Source organism: Paenibacillus mesotrionivorans (assembly GCF_046098205.1).
Lineage (GTDB): Bacteria > Bacillota > Bacilli > Paenibacillales > NBRC-103111 > Paenibacillus_AR > Paenibacillus_AR mesotrionivorans.
This window is the reverse complement of the sequence record NZ_JBJURJ010000016.1, coordinates 179641-200752: the sequence shown is the minus strand read 5'-3', so window position 1 is coordinate 200752 and position 21112 is coordinate 179641. Positions and strand designations below refer to the sequence as shown.

Genomic DNA, 21112 nt, shown 5'->3' with positions numbered 1-21112 from the left:
ATGTTTAGTGTGATTGAAGAAAGGGTGAGAACATGAAGCTTGTCACAGTAGCAGGGCCTCCGTCATCCGGGAAAACCTCGGTGATTCTCCAGCTGGCTGAATCTCTCAAGGAGAAAGGCTGGACCTTGGGTGTAGTCAAATTCGACTGTCTAACCTCCTTTGACCAGCACCGGTACCGGGAAGCGGGTATCCAGGTCCAGGTAGGGTATTCCGGGAAAGTGTGCCCCGATCATTTCTATGTGAGCAATATTGAGGATGCGATGGACTGGGGGCGGAGAATGGGGCTGGATCTGCTGATTACCGAAAGCGCCGGCTTATGCAACCGCTGCTCCCCCCATATCCGCGGCATTCTGGCGGTGTGTGTCATCGACAGTCTGTCGGGCATTCATACGCCCCGGAAAATCGGGCCGATGCTCAAGCTGGCGGATCTGGCTGTGATCACCAAGGGGGATATTGTATCCCAGGCGGAGCGGGAGGTGTTCCGGTTTAATGTGCGGCAGGTTAACAGCCGGGCGTCCATCCTGCATGTGAATGGCATCACGGGCCAGGGGGCGTTTATGCTGGGCAAACATGTGGCGGCGGCACCGGAAACCCTCACGCTTCGGGATATGCGGCTCCGTTTTACCACACCGGCCTCTGTCTGCTCCTATTGCACGGGGGAAACCAGAATCGGGGAGGGCTACCAGATGGGGATGCTGAAAAAAATGGACTTCGGGTATGCGCCATGACCTACCCGGAGCTGATTCATTCCCACACTATCCGGCAATTGGAGCAGCTTTATCCGGTTACCCGTGATTTTCTGCTGAACTTGAATCTGGAGGGGCTGCCGGACCATCTTCCGCTGCATCAAGCGCTGGAGCATGCCAATGCGGAGCGGCTGGCAGAGTTCGGATATACACCCGTTGAGGTGCTGGGGCAGCTGGAGGAGTTTCTGGAGTCGGTACTTGCCAACCCGTCGGTGGAGGACATCCATACCCTGACCATTCTCGGCGGCCAAGACAAAACCGGCAGGGCGGAGGATATACAGCTAACCATCTGCAAGGGGGAGATTGTGAGCATTGTTGGCCCTACCGGGTCCGGCAAAAGCAGACTCCTGGGTGATATCGAATGTGTAGCCCAGGGGGACACCCCTACAGGGCGGCGGATTCTCGTGAACGGAGCCGCGGCGGACGATGAGTTCCGCTTTGCCATGGAAGGCAGGTTGGTGGCGCAGCTGTCGCAGAACATGAATTTTGTGGTGGACCTGAGCGTGGCGGAGTTTCTGACCATGCATGCCCGGAGCAGGCTATGTGTGGACCCGGAGGCTGTGGTCTGGCAGTGCTTCTCCTGCGCCAACGGGCTGGCGGGGGAGAAATTCAACCTGGATACCAAGGTGACACAGCTCTCCGGCGGCCAATCCCGTGCTCTCATGATTGCGGATACGGCATATATGAGTGCATCCCCCATCGTGCTTATCGATGAGATCGAGAATGCGGGCATCGACCGCAGGGAGGCAGTTCATCTGTTGGCCGGCCAGGACAAAATGGTGCTGATGTCCACCCATGATCCGGTGCTGGCCTTAAGCGCCGATAAGCGGATTGTGATCCGCAACGGCGGGATAGCCGCCATTCTGGAGGGTTCGGATGAGGAGCGGGAGAGCCTGGCCCTTCTGGAGGATTTGGACAGGCAGATGATGGAGGTCCGCCACCGGCTGCGCCGGGGGGAACGTATCAAGCCTGGAGTTTGGAAGGAGGAGCTTTAAATGTGGGGTTTATATGACGCTATGATAGAAGGGATACCGGAGGATTGTCTGGTGAAGGATCTGGTATGCGGCCATGGCCGGGTCCTGGTGGAAAGCGAGCTGGGGTTTGGCTTCAGTGGAATTGTGACCGGACGGACCCGGCCTGTGACGCTTTTGTCCAAACCTCCGGGTATGAAGCTGAAGGAGCTGGCCCAATGTGTGAAGTCCTGGAATCTGGAGGAAGCCAGCGTGGGTCAGGCAGCGATCAACGCCTATTACAACGCCTTGCCGGTGGCAACAGCTAATGGTGTACCCGTCTCCCATGTGCGGTTTGCGGAGGACCGGATCCACGACCCGTTTATTTCCTACCAGAATGTGATCCGGGGCAAAAAAGTAGTTGTGGTAGGGCACTTCCACTATCTGGACCCATTGTTCCGCCCGGTATGCGATTTGTCCGTGCTGGAGTTTATCCCGCAGGAGGGAGATTATCCGGAGTGGGCGGCGGAGGCGCTGCTGCCGGAGGCGGAGTTTGTGGTGATAACGGCGACGGCACTGGTGAATAAGGCGCTGCCCCGGTTTTTGAAATTGATTCGAGGGGCCAAGGTTGTGGTGGTGGGGCCGTCTACGCCCATGGCACCGATGCTGCAGGAATTCGGCATCTCGGATTTGTCCGGTATTGTGATCAAGGATGGGGCCAAGGCCCGCCGGATCTGCTCCGGGCAGGAACATCTCAAAATATATACCAGCGGCCAGAAGGTCAGCCTGAGGTTTGAATCATCTCAAGTTGAATCATCACAATAGGAGGGAACCCGTATGCATTTTGCATGGAATGAGGAAACCATAGCTTGGTTTAAAGCGGCCAGCGCCTATACGGACTTCCACCGGAAGCTGGCGGACCGGCTGCGAAAGACGGTGAGCGGGGCGGAGCTGATGTACGACATTGGCTGCGGTTTGGGACTGCTCTCCCAGGAGCTGGCTGGGGAGGTGGGGCGGATTGTCGGGGTGGATATGAACCGGGAGGCCCTGGCCTCTTTGGAGGCGGATGCTGCTGCCCGTGGGATCGGCAACATCTCCACGATGCATGGGGATTGTTACCAAACGGAGCCAGTTTGTGATGTCATTCTGATGTCGTATTTCGGCAGCAGCACGCTGGAGTTCTTCCTGCCGTTCTGCAAACAGCTGATCTCTATAGTGGACCTCAATGAAGGCAGCAGCATGGGGGGTAAGGGACTGTCCGGAAGCAAACGAAAGCGGCAAACGGCGGACAAGGTGGAGCGGCAGCTGAAGGAGGCAGGCCGGGGCTACACACTGGAGCCGGTATCTTTGGAATTCGGCCAGCCCTTTGTATCCAAGCCGGATGCCATGCGTTTCCTGCAGGTGTATTACGGCAGCACCCCAGAGGAAACAGAAGCCTGTATGGCCCGACGGCTGGTCCAAGCAGAGCAGGCTCCGTACGCCTATTACCTGCCCTACACCAAACATATGGGTGTGTTCCGTATTGAAGGAGGTAGGGCGGTATGCATGTGTTCCTGACAGGGGAAATTGGTGTGGGGAAAAGCACCGTGATTGGCAAGGTGCTGGCAGAGCTGAACATCCGCCCGGGGGGCTTCGTCACCGGCTTCGGACCGGAGAGAGCCAGCCCGGACCGCAGGCTGTATCTGAATCCAGCCTGGGAGGAGCCGGCTTACGATGAAGCACATGCCGTAGCCCGGTTCGGGGGCGGGCTGCCGCCGCGGCCGGATTTCCTTGCCGATTCCGTTGCCTTTGATCAATTGGGCAGTGGTTATCTGGACGCCTGCCGGACATGGGCAAGGCTCCTGCTGATGGATGAGCTGGGTCCCTTGGAGCGGGATGCCCGTTTTTTCCAGAGAGCGGTGCTGCTGGCCATTAACGGAGTCATTCCCATCCTGGGGGTGCTAAAGCAGTCAGGTCATCCCTGGATGGACGCCATTATCCGGCATCCGGCGGTAACGGTGCTTCCCGTAACAGCAGCTAACCGGGACGGTCTGCCGATGCGGCTGGCGGAGGAGTTCCGCACAAAGCTTAGCCTCCATTCGGATAATGAATCACCATGCTGAGCCGGACCATATCATGTCCGGAATTGTGGTAGGAGTGGGACCTGTCCGCCAGAAAGCGGATGGCGTCCCCTTTTTTGACGGTATATTCCTCTTGGTTAACCCGGATGGTCAGCTCCCCCTCGAATATAGTGACCGACTCTTCCGTACCCTCCCGGTGTGGCTCCGAGCTCAGATATCCCCCTTTGTCCATTTCAATGGTATACATCTCAAAACGTCTTTTTTCGTCAAAGGGAAAATAGGCATAATACCGGCATTTCCCGTTATCCTCTACCAGGACCTGCACCTGTCCGGAGGTAATAACCGCGGCATCCGGCACAGGCTCGTTGATGAGGGAGGTAAAGCTGGTTTTCAGGCCGTTGGCGATTTTCCACACGGTATTGATCGTCGGATTGGATTCACCCCGTTCGATTTGACCCAGCATGGTTTTGCTGACCCCGCTGAGCTCCGCCACCTTGTCCAGGCTTAACCGGTGCCGGTCCCGAAGATTCTTCAGGTTTTTCGCTAACACCACATTAATGTCGTCCATTTTACTGCCCCCTATTGTGCTATATAACGACCATAATATATAATATGACGTACACGGACGTTATTGCGTTCATTTTGTGTATTATAACATATCCATGGGGTGGTAAAAATGTTTTCGACCGGCTTTTTTATGTATGTATTCGTTTCTTCCTTTACACCTGGGCCTAATAATATGATGAGTATGCACAATGCCAGCAAATTCGGCTTTGTCCGCACCGTCCGGTTTGTATTGGGGGCGGCCTCCGGTTTTTTCCTGATTTCACTTCTGTGCGGTTTATTCAACGTGGTCCTCCGGCAATATCTGCCGTCAATAACCGGGGTTATGAATGCTCTAGGATGTTTGTATATGCTTTTTTTGGCCTATGCCATAGCCATCAGCAAACCCGGCAGGGAAGGGGAAACCAGGGAGCTGAACAGCTTCCGGGCAGGTGTGGCCCTTCAATTTTTGAATGCCAAGGGAATACTCTACGCGCTATCGGCTATATCCACCTTTGTGATGCCCTTCGATGACTCATGGCGGACGCTGCTACTCACCGCTCTGATTCTTGGGGGGACTGCGGTCCTCTCGGCAGGCTCATGGGCTCTGTTCGGCGGGATATTCAGCCGGTTTTTGGGCAAATACCACCGGCCTTTCCAGGCGGTTATGGCCTTGATGCTGGTATATGGTGCGATATCCGTTTATTTGTAGCCTCTGGACAGCTGCACCAGACGGTCCTGATCCAGCACCCGGATGGTTCTGTGGCGCATACTGATGATGCCGCCCTCTACCCAGTTGGACAGCTTCCGGCTAAGAGTTTCCGGGGAGGTGCCCAAAAGAGCGGACAGGTCCTTTTTGGCGGCGGGAAGCTCCATCTCCTGGGTAAGGCGTGACCCGCGTTTGTCCCGGCAATGGATCAAAAGCCTGGCCAATCGCTGCTCCACATCCAGCACATTCATGGCGTCAGCCCATTCGTCAGCCTGCTGGAGCTGTTCGGCCGCCGCCTGCAGGAAGCGGTAGGCCAGCTGGGGCTTGCGTTCCAGAAGGGACAGGAAATGACCTCCGGAAATCCGGCAGATCACGGAGGGAGCCACCGCCTCGGCAGTCGTATAATACGGCTTCTCCTGCAGGAGTGCGAACTGGCCGAAGGCATCGCCCGGGTACAATAGCCTTAAGATGTGCTCCTTGCCCGTATTGGAATTCCGGCTCAGCTTTACCAGACCGTCTACCAGAATATAGAGTGCATCCGCACGTCCGCCTTCCAGGAAAACCGCCTCGCCCTTGTCCGGAAAGCGGAAGGCTGCATATGGGGATAAAAGCTGCAGCTCCTCCAGTGTGAGGGATTGAAATACCGGTACTCTCCGCAAAAAGCTGGTTAAGCCTGTGCTGCACCGTTCACATTGTTGCACGTCTAGTCACTCCCGGCATGATGTCGTTTGACTATAGGCTACACGGACAGGCATAAGCCTATTGTGATGAGGGTCACATTTACCGGGTGCAAAATTGATCTGGATCAAGGCAGCCCCCGCCAAATTGTGGCATGATAGGCCTGTAAACAACCAGCAAGGGAGAGAAGAGCAATGAATGCTTTTACGTTTTCAGATATGGGCTCCATCACCAGAACGCAGCTGGGGGATCAGGTGCCGCTGGAGCTGTTCCGGACCATCCGGCTGATCGGAATGTATCAAGGCCTGCCCATGGGCGGCAAAGGCACAACCCTGACCGTGGGACGGAAAATCGGGGAAAGCCTGCCCGTGAACAGTCTGGAGGAGCTGCTGCAGCTGATCCAGGACCTGAAGATCGGAATCCCCCGGGTTCTCTCCAGGGAAGAGGGGACGGTACGCGTTGCCATGGATGATTGCTTTTGTAAGGGCCTGCCGGTCATGGACGAAAAGATGGTCTGTGATCTGGAGGGAGCGATCATGGAAGGAGCGTTAAGCCGGATTTGGGGGAAACGGGTAAACGTCCGGGAAACCAAGTGCAATGTGAGCGGCCATGAGCATTGCGAATACGAGATCCGGTTTTGACCTGGAGTATGGTTCCAACTACAAATAAAAAGTATTGACGGATAACATGGGAAATGCTAGTATACGGATAACCGATTAAACACATAGGAATTAATGACTAAGTTGACCGGACCACCGGAAACACAGCTGACGCCTCCTGCGTAACCTACGCGGATGCTCCTGTGTTTTTTCTTTTTTTCGGCCTAATCCTTCACCGTTAAAATAATGAACGCTGAAGGAAGTTAAGGAAATGCGGGGTTAGATGGAATGGAGGATACAAGCAAAACGTCCATGGAGGAAACGGATTGGCTGTTCCGCAGAATGGTGCGCAAATTCGTCAAGGAACGGGACAAGATTCTGGTGGAGGGGGTGACCCTGCCTGGAATGATGATTCTCCGTAAGCTGGCTGATCAGGGGGAGCAGCGGCTGGGGGAGCTTGCGGGTGAAATGGATTTAACCTCAGGCGCCATTACCGCTATATGCGACAGGCTGGAGGAGTTGGATTATGCCGTCCGAAGCCGGCCTAAGGAAGACAGACGGGCGGTGGTGCTGTCCCTTACGGAGAAAGGCAGGGACATGTTTGAGCGTAACCGGAATATCGGGGGACGGTGCATCAGTATCCTCTTCGACTGCTTCACTGAGGAGGAATTGCGGCAGCAGACGGAATTCTATCGGACCCTCTACAAGAAGCTGGAGCATTTCTCCGAGACCATACTCCTATTGGCGGAATCCAATGCGGCCGGGCAAATGAAACTCCTTCCAGCAGCGGAGAAGAAGAAAACAACGGGGAAATTGGAGAGGAATCCGCAGCAAAGCAATTATTTAAGTTATTAATCTTTAATGTCATAAAGAACCATTAGGAGGCGATATTATGGGACATCCCACCATTTATCCAACAGGAACAACGGTTTACGCCCCGGACAAAGCGTGGAGCGGCTATACCCTTTATCAGGCTGCCGATGTGGGGGCGCTGCTGATTGATATGAGCGGCAGAGAGGTACATCTTTGGAAGGGGCTGCGGGGTTTTCCAAACAAGCTGCTGCCCGGAGGTTATGTTTTCGGCAGCACAGGCCTGCGGGATCCCAACTACGGATTCCAGGATGAGGTGGATGTGGTGCAGGTGGATTGGGAGGGCAATGTGGTCTGGAGATTCGACCGTTATCAGTGGATCGAAGACCCGGACCATGAGCCCCGCTGGATGGCCAGAGCCCACCATGATTTCCAGCGGGAGGGGAATCCCGTGGGGTATTACGCTCCCGGCTTGAAGCCCCAGGTTCATGGCGGCCGCACCCTGATCCTGGCTCATAAGGATGTCCATAATCCAGCCATCTCGGATAAACCACTTTTGGATGATGTGATTCTGGAGGTGGACTGGGAGGGCCGCATTCTGTGGGAATGGGCCTGCAATGAGCATTTTGAGGAGCTGGGGTTTGACGAAAGCGCCCGGAATGTACTGTTCCGCGATCCCAACGGCAGAGCCTTCGGCAACAGCGGAGGCGGGGATTGGATGCATATTAACTCCGTCTCCTATGTAGGACCCAATAAGTTTTATGACCAGGGAGACCTGCGCTTTCATCCGGACAATATTATCTGGGACGGACGGGAAACCAACATTATCGCGATCATCGACAGGGAAACAGGAAGGATCGTCTGGCACCTCGGACCGGATTATTCCTTGCCGGAGCTGAAGGAAATCGGCTGGATCATCGGCCAGCATCATGCCCATATCATTCCCAAGGGACTGCCCGGTGAAGGGAATCTGCTGGTATTCGACAACGGCGGCTGGGCCGGGTATGGCCTTCCTAATCCGTCGTCGCCCTATGGGCAGAAGAATGCGCTGCGGGACCACTCCCGGATTCTGGAGATCAACCCGGTGACGCTTGCGGTCGAATGGCAATACACGCCTACAGAGGCCGGGTTCCAGGCTCCATTGGATTCCTACCGCTTCTATAGCCCCTACATTAGCTCTGCCCAAAGACTGCCCAACGGCAACACTCTGATTACAGAAGGGGCAGACGGGAGAGTATTCGAGGTGACCCGGGAGCATGAGCTGGTTTGGGAATACATATCCCCTTACAAAAATAAACGCAATTCCAATATGGTGTACCGCGCTTACCGGGTTCCCTATGACTGGGTACCCCAACTGGAGAAGCCGGAGGAAGCGGCCATTCTTCCCTTGGACCCGGCGGACTTCCGGGTTCCGGGAGCCGCCCCCAAAGGGGCTGCCTCCGTTGCCCAGGTGAACGTCTCCGCTTCTTATGGAGAAGGGGCACTATGCGTTGCCCGGATTGATGAGGACAATAGGAGGCTAAAATAATGAATAAATCTCATTCTTCCCTAGGTTTGGTCCGTTGGGCAGGCGCCGGATTGCTGGTTTACTCCCTGGCGGTTTTTGCTTCCTCTTGCGGTACCAAAGCAGACGGAGCCACTCCCGGCAGCCCGGCCGCCTCCGGCGGAGCATCATCAGCCGCAACCCAGACCCAAGCAGCGTTCGCCGTTAAACCCGTCAAAATCCGCTTCGGCCTGGATACGGCGGCGGGGGGTTCCCTGCAATTCCGGCAGGCCCAGGAGCAGGGGTTCTTCAAGAAGTTTGCCGTGGAGGCGGAAATCAGCAACTTCGCTTATGGCATCGACACCATTAATGCGCTATTGGTGCAGCGTACGGATACCGCTACGGCTGCGGATTATGCGCTGCTTAACTCCCTGGGCAAGGGCGACATGAAGATCGTAAGCACCCTGACTCGGGCTACGGAGGCTTCCTCCCGAACCACGGTGCTGCTGGTGAAGGGGGACATTACCAAACCCGAGGAGCTGAGAGGCAAGAAGCTGGGCGTTGCCCGGGGAACGGTCTATGAATATGTCTGGGCGAAATTTCTGGAGAAGCTCAACATCGATGAAAAAGACGTCAAGATGGTATATTACAGCACACCCGATGAAGCCATCGTGGCTTTGACCAAAGGGGAAATGGACGCCGTATGGAGCGGAGGGGCCCTGCTGGAGAAGTTCCTCAAGGTGGACGGCATCAAAAGCCTGGGGGACATGAACCAGACTGATGTGAAAATCAGCTCCTTTCAGGTTGTCGATGCCGGGTACCTGAAGACCAAAGCCCAGACCGTCACCAATTATTTGAAGGCGGTGAAGGAGGGGATCGACTACATAGCGGCCCATAAGGAGCAAACCGCAGAGTTGGCTTTCCGGGATATCAAGCTGCCCAAGGAAGGGGTTCTGAAAGATCTCGACACCCAGAATTATGTGCTGGGCTTCACCAAGGAAGACTACCAGCATCTGGAGAGCATGAAGGCTTGGCTGGAGCAACGGGGCATTCTCAAGGACAAATATGAGCTGAAGGATAAAATTGATGTGGAGGCCCTAAAAGCCGCCTTTCCCGAATCGGTGACCTACACTAAATAAATCCCGGAAGGAGGGAGCGCCATGTCATTGGCGGTTAAAACCAATACCATATTCATTGAGCGTTTGCGCAAAAGCTTCTCGGCTGGTACGGCTGCAGAGCCCCATTACATCATTAAGGATGTAGATTTGGTGGTCAAAGGCGGTGAATTTTTTATCCTCTTGGGTCCCAGCGGCTGCGGCAAGTCCACTCTCCTGAGCATGATTGCCGGCTTCGTCGGCAAAACAGAGGGGCGGCTCTCGGTGGATGGGGAGGAAATACGCAAACCCGGCAGAGACAGAGCCATGGTTTTCCAGCAGGCGGACGCCTCCTTGTTCCCCTGGCTGACTGTCCGGGAGAATGTAGAATTTGGACTTCGTATGAAGCATATTCCCCGCAAAGAGCGCAGGGAAAGCTCTGACCGCTTCATCCGGCTGGTGGGGCTGGAGGGCCACGAGGACAAATTTCCCGACGCTCTCTCCGGTGGAATGAAGCAGCGGGTGCAGCTGGCCCGGGTGCTGGCCAACGATCCGGCGATTCTGCTCATGGATGAACCCTTCGGCGCTCTGGACGCCATGACCCGGAGGACTATGCAGAACGAGCTGATCCGGATATGGCAGGAAACAAGGAAAACCGTTATTTTTGTTACCCACGACATTCAAGAGGCCATTCTGTTGGGCCAAAGGGTGGGGATTATGTCTGTCGGCCCCGCCTCCCGGATCACGGATATCTACGAGGTGCCGCTGTCCTATCCCCGGACCATTACCGATTCCGCCTTTAATGCCCATTACAGCTCCATCCAGAGGCACTTCGGGGAATGAAAAGAGAAGATTAGGAGGTTGCCACAATGCTCTGGATTCTGCGCAAAAGCTATCAAACGGGGATATTTACCTGGATCATCGGACTCCTGATCTGGGAAGCTGCCGCCTCCGTATCCAATCCGGACTTTCTGCCCGGACCGTACCGGACTCTGCAGGGGGCCCTGGAGCTGTCCCAGGACGGGTCCTTGTTCCGGTATATCGGCATCAGCTTCCTGCGGGTGCTGACGGGGTGGGTACTGGGCAGTGCTATTGCCATCCCGCTGGGTATTATCATGGGACGCTTCAAATCGTTCCGGGCGGTAACGGAGCCGTTCCTCAATTTTATCCGGTTTATCCCGCCGCTGGCCTTCATCACCTTATTCATGCTTTGGTTCGGCATCGGAGAGAAGTCGAAGATTATGCTGATTTTGTATTCCACTCTGTTCATCGTTCTTCTGAATACCATGAGCGGCGCCTTGGCTGTAGAGGAGGATAAGGTCCGTTCGGCCCGGAGTATGGGTGCGTCCGAGTGGCAGATCTTGCTCCATGTGATCGTGCCCGACACTGTCCCGTATATGTTCACCGGCATCCGCCTGGCCATGGGCTCCTCCTTTATGGCGATTATCGGGGCGGAGATGGTGGCCGCCAATAGCGGTGTGGGGTTTATGATCTGGAATTCGCGTCTGTACTTCAAAACGGACTGGATCTTCGTGGGGCTTCTGTCCTTGGGGATTATGGGCTTTGCAGCCGACCGGGCGCTGGGATTGCTGGGCGGACTGACTCTGCGGCGTTATGGTATAGCGGGGAAGGGCAGGACTGTGCAGGCAAGAGGGAAATGAGTGTAAAGCACGAAAAAAAGCCGGAGAACCGGCTTTTTTTGCTTTTAACGGGCTCTTTTACCCGAAGATCAGTAAGCGGTAACGCCCAGCTTGTTGATAATTTCTTCAATAAAGACCGACTCATCCTCCGGTGTGCGGGAAGTAATCAGATTGCCGTCCACCTTCACCGGCTGGTCCAGATAGCTGCCGCCCGCGGCGATGACCTCTTGGGCGATGCCGGGGTATGACGTAAGGGTTTTCCCCTTCAGCAAATCGGCCTCCGCCAGCAGCTGGGGTCCATGGCAGATGGCGGCGATGGTGATGCCTGCTTTGTCCGCTTCCTGGACAAACTTGATCATATACGGATCATGCTTCAGCTTCTCCGGTGATGTGCCGCCGGGAATAATGACAGCTTCATAATCGGTAGCATAGGCTTCCTTGGCGGATAAATGGGATGTATACGTAATGGTGCCTTTTTTGCCATGGAGCTCTTCATTGGCATTCAAGCTGATGATGACGGCGTCATTGCCGTTTTTGGTAATGGCTTCATACGGATTCTTCATTTCGGAATCCTCGAATCCGTCCGCCAGCAGAAATGCAACCTTCTTGGTCATTTGTTTCATTGTGCACAACTCCTTTTTGGGATGGATGGCGAAAGACTCTCCTCTATAGTATTACCCCGGATGGCGGGGAAGATAAACAAAAAGTCCAAGATATCACTGCTTGCACATTCATGACCTGCAACAGGACATATGTCCTAACGGCTGATTCGGCGGTTATCGTTTAATGATGGAAGACGAATTTTGCAGTAAGGGGAGAGGAATATATGAAGGGATTTGCTTATGCCTTTTTGGGCGGGGCACTCATTACCCTCCAGGGAGTGGCCAATTCCCGTATCGGCACGGATATGGGGACCTGGCAGGCGGCTGCGCTTACCCAATTCACCGGTTTTGTAGCGGCGCTGGTCCTGATGTTGGCCGTCACCGGAGGGAAACCCGGATTGGGCCCGCTCCGGCAAGTAAAGCCTCTGTATCTGGGCGGCGGAGCGTTGGCCTCCGTAATTATTTTCAGCAATATTACGGCCATCCATCATGTGGGAGCTACCTTGTCGGTATCCGCGGTGCTCATCGCCCAGTTGGGCATGACGTTTCTTGTGGACAGCAAAGGCTGGTTCGGGATTGAAAAGAAGGAGATGCATCTTCCCCAGTTTGTCGGTTTATCGCTGATGATTGCAGGTGTGGTGATTCTTGGATTATGATGGGCATGATTATGATCCGATAGAACCAACATGCGAAACGGAGTTGGCAGTATGAAGGAATGGAAGGATAGCGCATTTTTGAACCGGGCGGTGGCAGAGCACGGGCTGGAGGATGTGATCCCGCCGGGTCTCCGGCTTCATATGACGTTATGCTCTTATGAGGAAGGGGAGCTGGTCTGCTCCCAGGGCGATCCCGGCCAGACCTTATATTTCCTGATTGCGGGCAAGCTGAAAATCTTCACCACCTCCGAGGAGGGTAAAACATTAATTCTCAGCTTCAAAACGCCCCTGGAGCTGATCGGGGATATCGAATATATCCGCGGAACGGATATTATGAACACGGTAGAGGCGATGACCCGAGTCACGATGCTGGCTGTTCCGTACCGGCTTCTCCGCCAATATGGGGATCATCCGCCGCTGCTCCATTTTCTGCTGCAGATGATTACGGAGAAGTTCTTCGTGAAATCCGCCTCCTTGAGCTTTAATCTCCTCTATCCGGTGGAGGTGCGGCTGGCTAGTTATTTATTGTCGGTATCAGAAGAGAGCGGAGAGGGCGGGGGACAGTCCCGTTCCAAACGTCCGGTTAATCTGACGGATGCCGCTCATCTGATCGGCACCAGCTACCGCCATGTGAACCGGGTGATCCGGCAGTTCGACCGGGACGGACTGGTGGAGCGCAGCCGGAAGGGGATTACGGTGGCCGACCGGAGCAAGCTGCAGGCTCTGGCCAAGCATAATATATATGAAAAGGAGCAGTGATCGCCATGCTAATCGGCATTATAATGGCGAGCCTTGCAGGCGCGCTTGTGGGCCTGCAAAATATCTTTAACAACCGGGTCCATGTGAAGGCGGGTCTGTGGATAACAACAACATTGGTGCTGGGCATGGGGTTTTTGGCATCCTTTATCATCGGCTTCGCCTCGGAGGGAATGGCCATGTTCCGGCCTGAGCATGTGGAGCCGTGGTATTTCTTCAGCGGCCTGATCGGCGTAGGAGTGGTCATCTGTATGGTGCGGGGGACCCATCTGCTGGGGGCAACCTATGCCGCGGCAGTAGCGATGATCTCGCAATTGGGTTTTGCCGTCGTCTGGGATACGCTCGGCTGGTTCGGTCTTGAGAAGGTGCCTTTTACCGGGACGCAGCTGCTTGGTGTATTGGTCATCGCAGCGGGAATCGTTGTGTTTAAGCTGGGCGGGCGGAAGACGGTGGCGGGGAACAAGAAGCTGAAACGGGTGCCGGCGTATGAACGGTTGGAATCTTGAGATCTGAGGTTTTGGGACCAGGGCGGCCGCATTGGTGCGGTAACGGAACTGAGAAGCTCTTAAAGGCGTTAAATCACTATTCCGGTTTTCTTACGGAACGGAGAGACTCTTAGCGTAGTTAAATTCCCCTTAATCGGAGGATTGCAGCTTCTAAGGGGCGGATAGTTCCGTTACAGTCTCCAGCACTTATAAAACAAAAACCGCGCATTGCGCGGTTTTTGCTTTTTACGGATGGCTCTGTGCGTCAAGCCCCAATATTTCTTATATCCTCTCCAAACGCTGATACTCCATTGCGCCTCGGTCCTGCTTCTTCATCATATCGTTAGCCAGCATCACCGGCTGGTGTCCGAAGAAAAAGGTAATGACGGTTCCTGCCGGAATGATAAATAACACTTTGATCATATCCTTCAATAGTTTCATAAGGTTCCTCCTCAGGATAATGGTTTGGATTGTTTACGTGCGGGTTCGGCTAATGGTTCCAATAATCTCTATTATATACCAGGAAAAACCAAACGACTACCGGGAAAAGAACGAGAAGGATGACAGGTCATAATCATCTTTTCCTATCTGTGGCCATTAATGTGATCCGTACAGGAACTGAGGAAATGAATATAGACGGTCAATCCAAGCCGGCCGTATAGTGGCGTTGTGAAAGGGTTCAATGCCATAGGAAATGAGGAGTGCCGGTAATGAACAACCGTTATACAACCATTATCTTTCGCAGCCGGATTGTGGAGGTGGAGCCGTTCCGGCGGTTTGCCGAGCAGGCTGCCGCGTTGGGGGCGACTCACGTGAATGTGGATTCGCTTCCTTACAACCGGTGGCGCTGGGAGAAGGACCGCCAGGATCCGTATCCCAATTGGAGCATCATCCGGTTCAGCCTGTTCGATGCGGCAGTGCCGGAGCTCCTGGCTCCGTGGTTTCCGGCAGATCATGCGGAGCGGAGTCTGGAGATCATTGCCCGCAAGGGGGAAATCCTCCGGGAGCTGGGTTTAAAGGGGAGCGTCTGGGGATGCGAGCCCATGTGGCTGCCAGAGGAGGTGTATCTGGCTCATCCGGAGTGGCGCGGCCCAAGATGCGAGCATCCGCTCCGTGCCCGCAAGCCATACTATGCTCCCTGCATCGACCATCCGGAGGTGCTGGCCATGTACCGGGAATCGGCTGCCCGGATCTGCGGGCTGGCCCCGGTAGACCGCTTCACGTTCCTCACCAATGATTCCGGTGGCGGAATCTGCTGGAGCGAGGGTTTGTACCCGGGGCGCAACGGTCCAGCCCATTGTGAACACCGCCCGCTGGCCGAACGGATATCCGGCTGGATGTCCGCGGTGCAGGCAGGGGCGGCCGAAGCAGGCCTGGAAGCACAGATTCAGCTTATCGGCACCATCCCGCAGACAGAGGTCGGCTCTGTGGAGCGCCAGTTGATCAAAGGTCAGGGGATCGGCGGAGGGGGAACGGCTATTGCCGGCTCCACCAATTATTTGTACGGGTCCTTCCTGTACCCGGTGAAGGAGCTGCCCCAGACGGCGGATTTTGCGGAGCAGCTGGAACGGGCCTTCAAGAGCAAGGCACAGACGCTGCTGGTGAATTTCCCGTCGGAGGCTTCTGTGGAGCTGATGGAGGTGTACCGCCGCTTCGGCGAGCGCCCCACTGACGGTATTTACGCCCGAGCTGGTCTGCTGAAAACAGCGGCCGATGCCGTTGCCGCAACCGGCAGCGAGGATAAACTCCTGGAGCTGTGGGAGCATATCCGCCGGGCGGTGGAGGCAGTCAAGCCTATGGAAAACGGCGGGCCAGTGCTCCTGCTGGGTGTCACCGCCCAGCGTTGGCTGACGCGTCCGTTGGTGCCTTACCCTATGGAGCTGCCGCAGGAGACCAAGGCGTATTACCGCCCATTCCAGTTCCAAGCCCGGACGGAGGAGCACGCGGCGGATCTGATGGACTGCCAAGCGGCCAAGCTGATTCAAGGCAAACATGGCACCTGGCTGGCGGGCAAGCTTCTGGACACGGCCTTGGGGCACGTGGCCCAAGCCATCAGGGTGGCGGAGAGTCTTGCAACGGACGGGAATCAGGTGCTGCACCGCTTGCGGGTGCTCCGGTGTCTGCTCCGTACGGTGCGGCACACCAGCCGTTATCAGGATTTGTTGGAACGGGCAGCTGTCAGCACCACCGAACGGGAGGTAGACAGGGGCGGGACGGCTCGGGTGCTGCCGGTGGAGATGCAGTTTGTGGTGCGGGCGGAAACGGATAATGTGCAAGAGCTGATCCGGCTGCTGGAGCAGGCTGCTATCCCGCCCATCATCACTGCCGGCTGCCCGGAGGAGGAAAGCGTCTTCGAGCTGGCGCCCATACCGGAGCTCATCGGCCAATTGAAGATGAAGACCGCGCTTATGCTGAAGCATGAGCCGGATCATAAACGGCTTCTGGCGGCAGCAGAGTCTGGCAGAAGCGGAGGGGTAGGAGGATGAGCCAACAACAGGATCAACAACAGCCTTACCAGCACAAACAGCACCAGCAGAACAACGCGGTACAACCCGTGGAGATTGAGGCTGGGGCGAAGCGCATTCTGGAGACGATGCTCGCCCAGAAATCGGACGCCTGGAATCTGAGCCTGAGCCATTGGGATTGGAGCCAAGGGGTGGGTTTGTACGGCATCAGCCGGATGTATGATCGGACCCGGGACGAAGCTTATCTCTGCTTCCTCCGGGATTGGTTCCGGCAGCATGCAGGACTCCGGGAATTCGGTTCGGTCAACTACGTGTGTTTGGCCAACTCTGCGCTAATGCTTCTTAAGTTGGAGAAGGAATTGCAGGAGCAGGAGGCCGTACTCTACCGGAGCATCTGCGAGGAGTTCGCGGATTGGTGCCTAAACAAGGCCCTGCTTACAGCCAACGGCGGGTTTGCCCATGTATGGGGCAAGGGCGGTCTCGACGATTACAAGAACCAGCTGTGGATTGATACGGTGTTTATGGCGGGTATATTTATGATTGATTATGGTCTGCACGCCGGGCGGCCGGAGCTGGTGGAAGAAGGAATCCGGCAATATGAAATTCATGCGGGCTGTTTATATAACCCGGAGACCGGCCTCTTTTACCATGGATATCATTCCCTGCACCATAAGCAGTTGGGCGAACACTGGGGACGGGGCAACGGCTGGATGGCGGCAGCTTTGGCGGAGCTGCTCCGGCTCCTGCAGGGAACCCGGTACGACACAGGCATGTTCAGCAGTATGTTCCTGTCCTTCATGGAAAGCGCATACCGGCTCCGGAATGAAGACGGGATGCTGCATACGGTCCTCAACCTGAAATCTTCCTATACGGAAACAACCGCCACTGCACTTTTCGGCTATGCGGCGCTGCTTGGAGCGGAGCTGGGGATATTGCCTGAGACCATTAAGGAATGGGGCCATCAAGCGTCACAGCAGGTGCTTCGGAGAATCACGCTCCTTGGAGAGGTGGAAGGGGCCTCCGGCGGTACGGATTGCCAGGAGCTGGAGGGTTACCTCCATATTCCTTTTATCCAATCCTTATATACGTACGGAACCGTCCTAATGATGCTTGCGGCGGAGCTCCATAGCCCTAATTCCCGATAAACCGGGACCTGCGGCAGGAATTTCATGGCCAAAACCGGCCAGGTGAAGAAATGAATATGGACTGTCAAAGCCGTTGGCCCCTAGAATAGGGGAGAAAGCAAGCGGTTGCGCGGGACCAGTGTTGAAGGTTAGGAGTGATGAATCCATGGCTGAAGCGAATCAGCTGTCCGAGATTCCCCGGCAGACGGAGAGCAGCACAAGAGGCTGGCTCATGAGAAAAAGAACGATCCGCAAAATGCTCATGGACCGGTGGCTCTATTTTATGCTGACACCCGGCATTATTTACTTTCTGGTATTTAAGTATGCCCCCATGTGGGGGATTGTCATTGCCTTTCAGGATTATTCCCCTTACCAGGGGATAACAGGCAGTCCGTGGGTGGGTGTGAAGCATTTTTCCCGATTGTTCGGCGACCCCACCTTCCTGATGCTGCTGAAGAATACTTTGTCCCTGTCTCTGATGAACCTGCTTCTGGTCTTTCCCATGCCCATCGTGGCAGCGTTAATGCTGAACGAACTGCGCAACCAACGCTTCAAGAAGGTCATCCAAACCATGATTTATATTCCTCACTTCATGTCCTGGGTAATTATTATCGGCATCTTCTTTGTGGTCTTCGAGATGCAGGATGGCTTATTTCAAAGCATGCTTGCTGCTGTCGGACTGGAGAAGTTCACCATCATGATGAACCCGGATTTATTCCGGCCGGTATATATTCTGCAGGCCATCTGGCGGGAGACGGGCTGGGGAACCATCATCTATCTGGCGGCGCTGGCGGGTGTGGACCAGCAGCTCTACGAAGCGGCGCGAATCGATGGAGCCAACCGGTTCAAACAGCTGTGGCATGTAACCCTGCCGTCCATCCGCAGCACCATTTTCATTCTTCTGATACTGAAGCTGGGGGATATTCTGGAGCTGGGCTTCGATCATGTGTTCCTCATGCTGAATTCCCTGAACAGGGAGGTGGCGGAGATTTTCGATACCTACGTCTACACCATGGGCATCATTCAGGGCTCCTTCAGCTATTCCGCCGCTGTTGGCTTGTTTAAGTCCCTGGTCGGCCTTGTGCTGGTGCTGTTGGCGAACCACTTCAGCAAAAAATTCGGCGAGGAAGGTATTATATAGAGAGGAGCTGTTCCATGTGAAAGACCGTTCTGTGGGAGGCCGGATATTCGACTCGGTCAACCTCCTGCTGCTTGTCCTGTTTGCGATGGCGACAACCCTGCCGTTCGTCCACATTGTCGGCACCTCCTTTGCCTCCGAGCATGAGGTACTGACCAAGGATTTCATTTTGTTTCCAACCCAGTTTTCCCTGGATGCGTACCGGGTGATATTTGCCAATGACCGGATTATGCATAGTCTTCTGGTAACGGTATTCATTACGGTGGCGGGGACTCTAATCAACATGATTATGACCTCGTTGATGGCGTATCCGTTGTCCAGAAAGGATCTGATCGGGCGTAAGGTTCTGATGATGATGGTGGTGTTCCCCATGCTCTTCGGCGGTGGAATGATTCCCACCTATCTGCTGATCAAATCCCTGGGGCTGCTGAACTCCTTCGGATCCCTGATGCTGCCGGGCGCCATCAATATTTTTAATCTGATCGTCTTAAAAAATTTCTTCCAGCAAATGCCCGACGGTCTGGAGGAATCGGCTAAAATTGAAGGGGCCAACGACATGGTGATTCTCATCCGGCTGGTGCTGCCCTTGTCCCTTCCCGCATTGGCTACCTTCTGCCTGTTTTATGCGGTAGGCCATTGGAATACCTTCATGGCGGCGGTGTTGTATATGAACGATGCGGACAAATGGCCCATCCAGGTGCTGCTGCGCTCTATTGTGCTGCAATCCCAGAACTGGCTGGAAAGTTCAGAGGCCATGGCCGAAACTGCCAGCGCCCAGCCGCAAACCGTCAAGATGGCGGTGATAACCGTGGCTACACTGCCTATTCTGTGTGTATACCCGTTTCTGCAGAAGCATTTTGCCAAAGGGGTTATGCTTGGATCTGTAAAAGGATAAAAAATTATTAATCCATCTCAAGGGGGCAACTTGAATGAAGAACAAAGCAGGCACTACTATTGGATTAATTTCGGTAGCGGCATCCCTGGCAGCAGTAAGCGTATTGGCTGGCTGTGGATCCGAAGAGAAAAGCGGCAGTTCCAGTTCTCCAGCGCCGGGAGCTTCGGTTCCTGTCCAATCAGCACCGGCTAAGAAGGAAGAGCCCACCAAGATCAAAATCATAACCCAAATGTCCAATGAAGCGCCCAACGACGACAATCCCGTCAAGCTGGAGCTGGAGAAGCTGACCAACACCAAGCTGGATATTACCTGGGTGCCGTCCACTGCCTATAACGACAAATTCAACGCTACACTTGCATCCAGTGAATTGCCACACGTGCTTTTGGTCAGCTCCAACCGCTCAGCCAACGTGGTGAATGCGGTGCGGGCAGGCGCCTTCTGGGAAATCGGTCCATACCTGAAGCAGTTCTCTAACCTCTCCAAGCTGAATCCTGAAGTATTGAATGGGGCCGGTTATGATGGTAAAATCTACTTGCTGCCCAGAAGCAGAGACGCCGCCCGGCATGTTGTGGCTTACCGCAAGGATTGGCTGAATAATCTGGGTCTGTCGGAGCCGAAGACACTGGATGATTTCTACAAGGTTGCCAAGGCATTTACGGAGAATGATCCGGACAAGAACGGCAAGAATGATACGGTGGGTTATGTGGAGACCAGCTCTTTGGACTCACTGACACGGGATGTAAGTATATACTTCGGTGCACCGTTTACGTACGGACTGGTGAATAACCAGGTGACTCCCAACTTCTTAACACCGGCATATTTGGAAGCGTTGCAATTTTACCGGAAAATGTACGCAGAGAAGATTATGAACCAGGATTTCGCGCTGATCAATGTCATGCAGATGAAGGACATGTTGGTTAAAGGCAAGGCGGGCATGGCCATTACAGTGGATTCTGATCTGAGTGCCGTATACAAAGACACGAAGAAGATTGATCCCAGTGCAGATTTCGGATTTGTGCAAGGGCTGACCGGCCCCAAAGGGCTGCTTGCCTCCAGCACAGGCGGTTTCCTGGGCGGCTACATGTTCTCGAAGGGTACCATCAAAACAGAAGCAGAGCTGTTGAAGATTCTGGCCTTCTTCGATAAAATCTCTACCCCCGAAGGAATGACCCTGCTGTACCGGGGCGTCAAGGATGCCGACTACGCGGTGGAAGGACAATACGCGATTCCGGATGAATCCCGCCCTGACACTGTGAAGCGGGCCAACAGTGCTTTGAATCAGCTGGCTGTCGCTCATGTTTCCGTTGCCATGCCCTTGAAGCAGGCTGATGTGGATGCCACCATTGCCGGTTTGGTTGCCCAAAACGAGAAAATAGCGATTTATAACATAAGCCGGGCACTCATTTCCAAGACCCAAACCGAGAAGGGACCAGAGCTGGAAAAAATGATTAAGGACGCTCAAGTGAAATATATCATGGCCCAATTGGACGAAGCCGGGCTCAAAAAGGCAATTGAAGACTGGCGCAAGGCCGGCGGGGACAAGGTCATCGCCGAATTGACCGAAGAGTATCATAAGACTGCTAAATAAAGCGATAGGGCGTGTTAGCAAATATGCCCTGGGAGATGGCTTCGGCCATCTCCTTCTTTTCCGTCATGGCAATGGGAATGTCCCAGAGCTA

At 54.8% G+C, this 21112-nt stretch carries 24 protein-coding genes; 20 read left to right on the top strand and 4 right to left on the bottom strand.

Annotated elements, in window-relative coordinates:
• Positions 1-32 precede the first annotated feature (32 nt).
• From ACI1P1_RS22805 to ACI1P1_RS22785, 5 genes are read left to right on the top strand one after another with little or no spacing between them, the layout of a single operon-like run.
• Positions 33-728 carry a GTP-binding protein gene (locus tag ACI1P1_RS22805; protein ID WP_416218748.1) on the top strand — a complete coding sequence of 232 codons (696 nt, stop codon included), beginning with the start codon at positions 33-35 and terminating at the stop codon, positions 726-728.
• Positions 725-1741 carry an ATP-binding cassette domain-containing protein gene (locus ACI1P1_RS22800; protein ID WP_416218747.1) on the top strand — a complete coding sequence of 339 codons (1017 nt, stop codon included), beginning with the start codon at positions 725-727 and terminating at the stop codon, positions 1739-1741. Before ACI1P1_RS22805 ends, ACI1P1_RS22800 begins: the two co-directional genes overlap by 4 nt.
• A complete protein-coding gene (locus tag ACI1P1_RS22795) occupies positions 1742-2521 on the top strand; it encodes a Rossmann-like domain-containing protein (protein ID WP_416218746.1) in 780 nt (259 codons plus the stop codon).
• Between the two features lie 12 nt (positions 2522-2533).
• Positions 2534-3253 carry a class I SAM-dependent methyltransferase gene (locus tag ACI1P1_RS22790; RefSeq protein ID WP_416218745.1) on the top strand — a complete coding sequence of 240 codons (720 nt, stop codon included), beginning with the start codon at positions 2534-2536 and terminating at the stop codon, positions 3251-3253.
• The gene (locus tag ACI1P1_RS22785) at positions 3238-3798 is read left to right on the top strand and encodes a nucleoside-triphosphatase (protein ID WP_416218744.1); all 561 of its coding nucleotides are present in this window, start codon (positions 3238-3240) and stop codon (positions 3796-3798) included. Before ACI1P1_RS22790 ends, ACI1P1_RS22785 begins: the two co-directional genes overlap by 16 nt.
• Here ACI1P1_RS22785 and ACI1P1_RS22780 read toward each other — a convergent pair.
• Entirely contained in the window at positions 3764-4324 is a 561-nt protein-coding gene (locus ACI1P1_RS22780; protein ID WP_416218743.1) for a helix-turn-helix domain-containing protein, read from the bottom strand. The genes ACI1P1_RS22785 and ACI1P1_RS22780 overlap by 35 nt on opposite strands.
• Before the next feature lie 108 nt (positions 4325-4432).
• Between ACI1P1_RS22780 and ACI1P1_RS22775 the strand changes: the two genes are divergently transcribed.
• Positions 4433-5011, top strand: a complete 579-nt coding sequence (locus ACI1P1_RS22775; protein ID WP_416218742.1) for a LysE family transporter — start codon at positions 4433-4435, stop codon at positions 5009-5011.
• On the opposite strand, the gene ACI1P1_RS22770 is transcribed toward ACI1P1_RS22775, so the two are convergent.
• Positions 5002-5709 carry a Crp/Fnr family transcriptional regulator gene (locus ACI1P1_RS22770; RefSeq protein ID WP_416218741.1) on the bottom strand — a complete coding sequence of 236 codons (708 nt, stop codon included), beginning with the start codon at positions 5707-5709 and terminating at the stop codon, positions 5002-5004. The two genes, ACI1P1_RS22775 and ACI1P1_RS22770, sit on opposite strands and share 10 nt — an antisense overlap.
• A 171-nt stretch (positions 5710-5880) precedes the next feature.
• On the opposite strand from ACI1P1_RS22770, the gene ACI1P1_RS22765 reads away from it, so the two are divergent.
• The 6 genes from ACI1P1_RS22765 (at position 5881) to ACI1P1_RS22740 (ending at position 11333) form a co-directional block, all read left to right on the top strand.
• On the top strand, positions 5881-6327 hold the full coding sequence (locus ACI1P1_RS22765; RefSeq protein ID WP_416218740.1) for a V4R domain-containing protein: 447 nt from the start codon (positions 5881-5883) through the stop codon (positions 6325-6327).
• Between the two features lie 246 nt (positions 6328-6573).
• The gene (locus ACI1P1_RS22760; RefSeq protein WP_416218739.1) at positions 6574-7140 is read left to right on the top strand and encodes a MarR family winged helix-turn-helix transcriptional regulator; all 567 of its coding nucleotides are present in this window, start codon (positions 6574-6576) and stop codon (positions 7138-7140) included.
• Between the two features lie 37 nt (positions 7141-7177).
• Positions 7178-8623 (top strand): aryl-sulfate sulfotransferase, encoded by a 1446-nt coding sequence (locus tag ACI1P1_RS22755; RefSeq protein WP_416218738.1) that lies wholly within the window; start codon positions 7178-7180, stop codon positions 8621-8623.
• A complete protein-coding gene (locus ACI1P1_RS22750) occupies positions 8623-9717 on the top strand; it encodes an ABC transporter substrate-binding protein (protein ID WP_416218737.1) in 1095 nt (364 codons plus the stop codon). Before ACI1P1_RS22755 ends, ACI1P1_RS22750 begins: the two co-directional genes overlap by 1 nt.
• Positions 9718-9738: 21 nt before the next feature.
• Entirely contained in the window at positions 9739-10515 is a 777-nt protein-coding gene (locus ACI1P1_RS22745) for an ABC transporter ATP-binding protein (protein ID WP_416218736.1), read from the top strand.
• 26 nt (positions 10516-10541) lie between these two features.
• Complete coding sequence (locus ACI1P1_RS22740) at positions 10542-11333, top strand: ABC transporter permease (RefSeq protein ID WP_416218735.1); 792 nt, start codon at positions 10542-10544, stop codon at positions 11331-11333.
• 68 nt (positions 11334-11401) lie between these two features.
• Here ACI1P1_RS22740 and ACI1P1_RS22735 read toward each other — a convergent pair whose 3' ends face one another.
• Complete coding sequence (locus tag ACI1P1_RS22735; protein ID WP_416218734.1) at positions 11402-11935, bottom strand: type 1 glutamine amidotransferase domain-containing protein; 534 nt, start codon at positions 11933-11935, stop codon at positions 11402-11404.
• Positions 11936-12138: 203 nt separating this feature from the next.
• Between ACI1P1_RS22735 and ACI1P1_RS22730 the strand changes: the two genes are divergently transcribed.
• Genes ACI1P1_RS22730 through ACI1P1_RS22720 form a run of 3 tightly spaced genes read left to right on the top strand, consistent with a single transcriptional unit; the run spans position 12139 to position 13832 of the window.
• Entirely contained in the window at positions 12139-12570 is a 432-nt protein-coding gene (locus ACI1P1_RS22730) for a DMT family transporter (RefSeq protein WP_416218733.1), read from the top strand.
• 51 nt (positions 12571-12621) lie between these two features.
• On the top strand, positions 12622-13329 hold the full coding sequence (locus tag ACI1P1_RS22725) for a Crp/Fnr family transcriptional regulator (protein WP_416218732.1): 708 nt from the start codon (positions 12622-12624) through the stop codon (positions 13327-13329).
• Between the two features lie 5 nt (positions 13330-13334).
• Entirely contained in the window at positions 13335-13832 is a 498-nt protein-coding gene (locus tag ACI1P1_RS22720; protein WP_416218731.1) for a DMT family transporter, read from the top strand.
• Between the two features lie 261 nt (positions 13833-14093).
• On the opposite strand, the gene ACI1P1_RS22715 is transcribed toward ACI1P1_RS22720, so the two are convergent.
• Positions 14094-14252 carry a hypothetical protein gene (locus ACI1P1_RS22715; protein ID WP_416218730.1) on the bottom strand — a complete coding sequence of 53 codons (159 nt, stop codon included), beginning with the start codon at positions 14250-14252 and terminating at the stop codon, positions 14094-14096.
• Positions 14253-14521: 269 nt separating this feature from the next.
• Between ACI1P1_RS22715 and ACI1P1_RS22710 the strand changes: the two genes are divergently transcribed.
• The 5 genes from ACI1P1_RS22710 to ACI1P1_RS22690 all read left to right on the top strand — a co-directional run bounded on the left by ACI1P1_RS22710 (position 14522) and on the right by ACI1P1_RS22690 (position 21021).
• Complete coding sequence (locus ACI1P1_RS22710; RefSeq protein WP_416218729.1) at positions 14522-16297, top strand: hypothetical protein; 1776 nt, start codon at positions 14522-14524, stop codon at positions 16295-16297.
• Positions 16294-17421 (top strand): glycoside hydrolase family 88 protein, encoded by a 1128-nt coding sequence (locus ACI1P1_RS22705; protein ID WP_416218728.1) that lies wholly within the window; start codon positions 16294-16296, stop codon positions 17419-17421. The genes ACI1P1_RS22710 and ACI1P1_RS22705 overlap by 4 nt, the downstream gene beginning before the upstream one ends.
• Before the next feature lie 211 nt (positions 17422-17632).
• On the top strand, positions 17633-18541 hold the full coding sequence (locus ACI1P1_RS22700) for an ABC transporter permease (RefSeq protein WP_416218773.1): 909 nt from the start codon (positions 17633-17635) through the stop codon (positions 18539-18541).
• A gap of 16 nt (positions 18542-18557) precedes the next feature.
• Positions 18558-19433 carry a carbohydrate ABC transporter permease gene (locus tag ACI1P1_RS22695; RefSeq protein ID WP_416218727.1) on the top strand — a complete coding sequence of 292 codons (876 nt, stop codon included), beginning with the start codon at positions 18558-18560 and terminating at the stop codon, positions 19431-19433.
• Positions 19434-19467: 34 nt separating this feature from the next.
• A complete protein-coding gene (locus tag ACI1P1_RS22690) occupies positions 19468-21021 on the top strand; it encodes an extracellular solute-binding protein (protein ID WP_416218726.1) in 1554 nt (517 codons plus the stop codon).
• Positions 21022-21112: the final 91 nt, after the last annotated feature.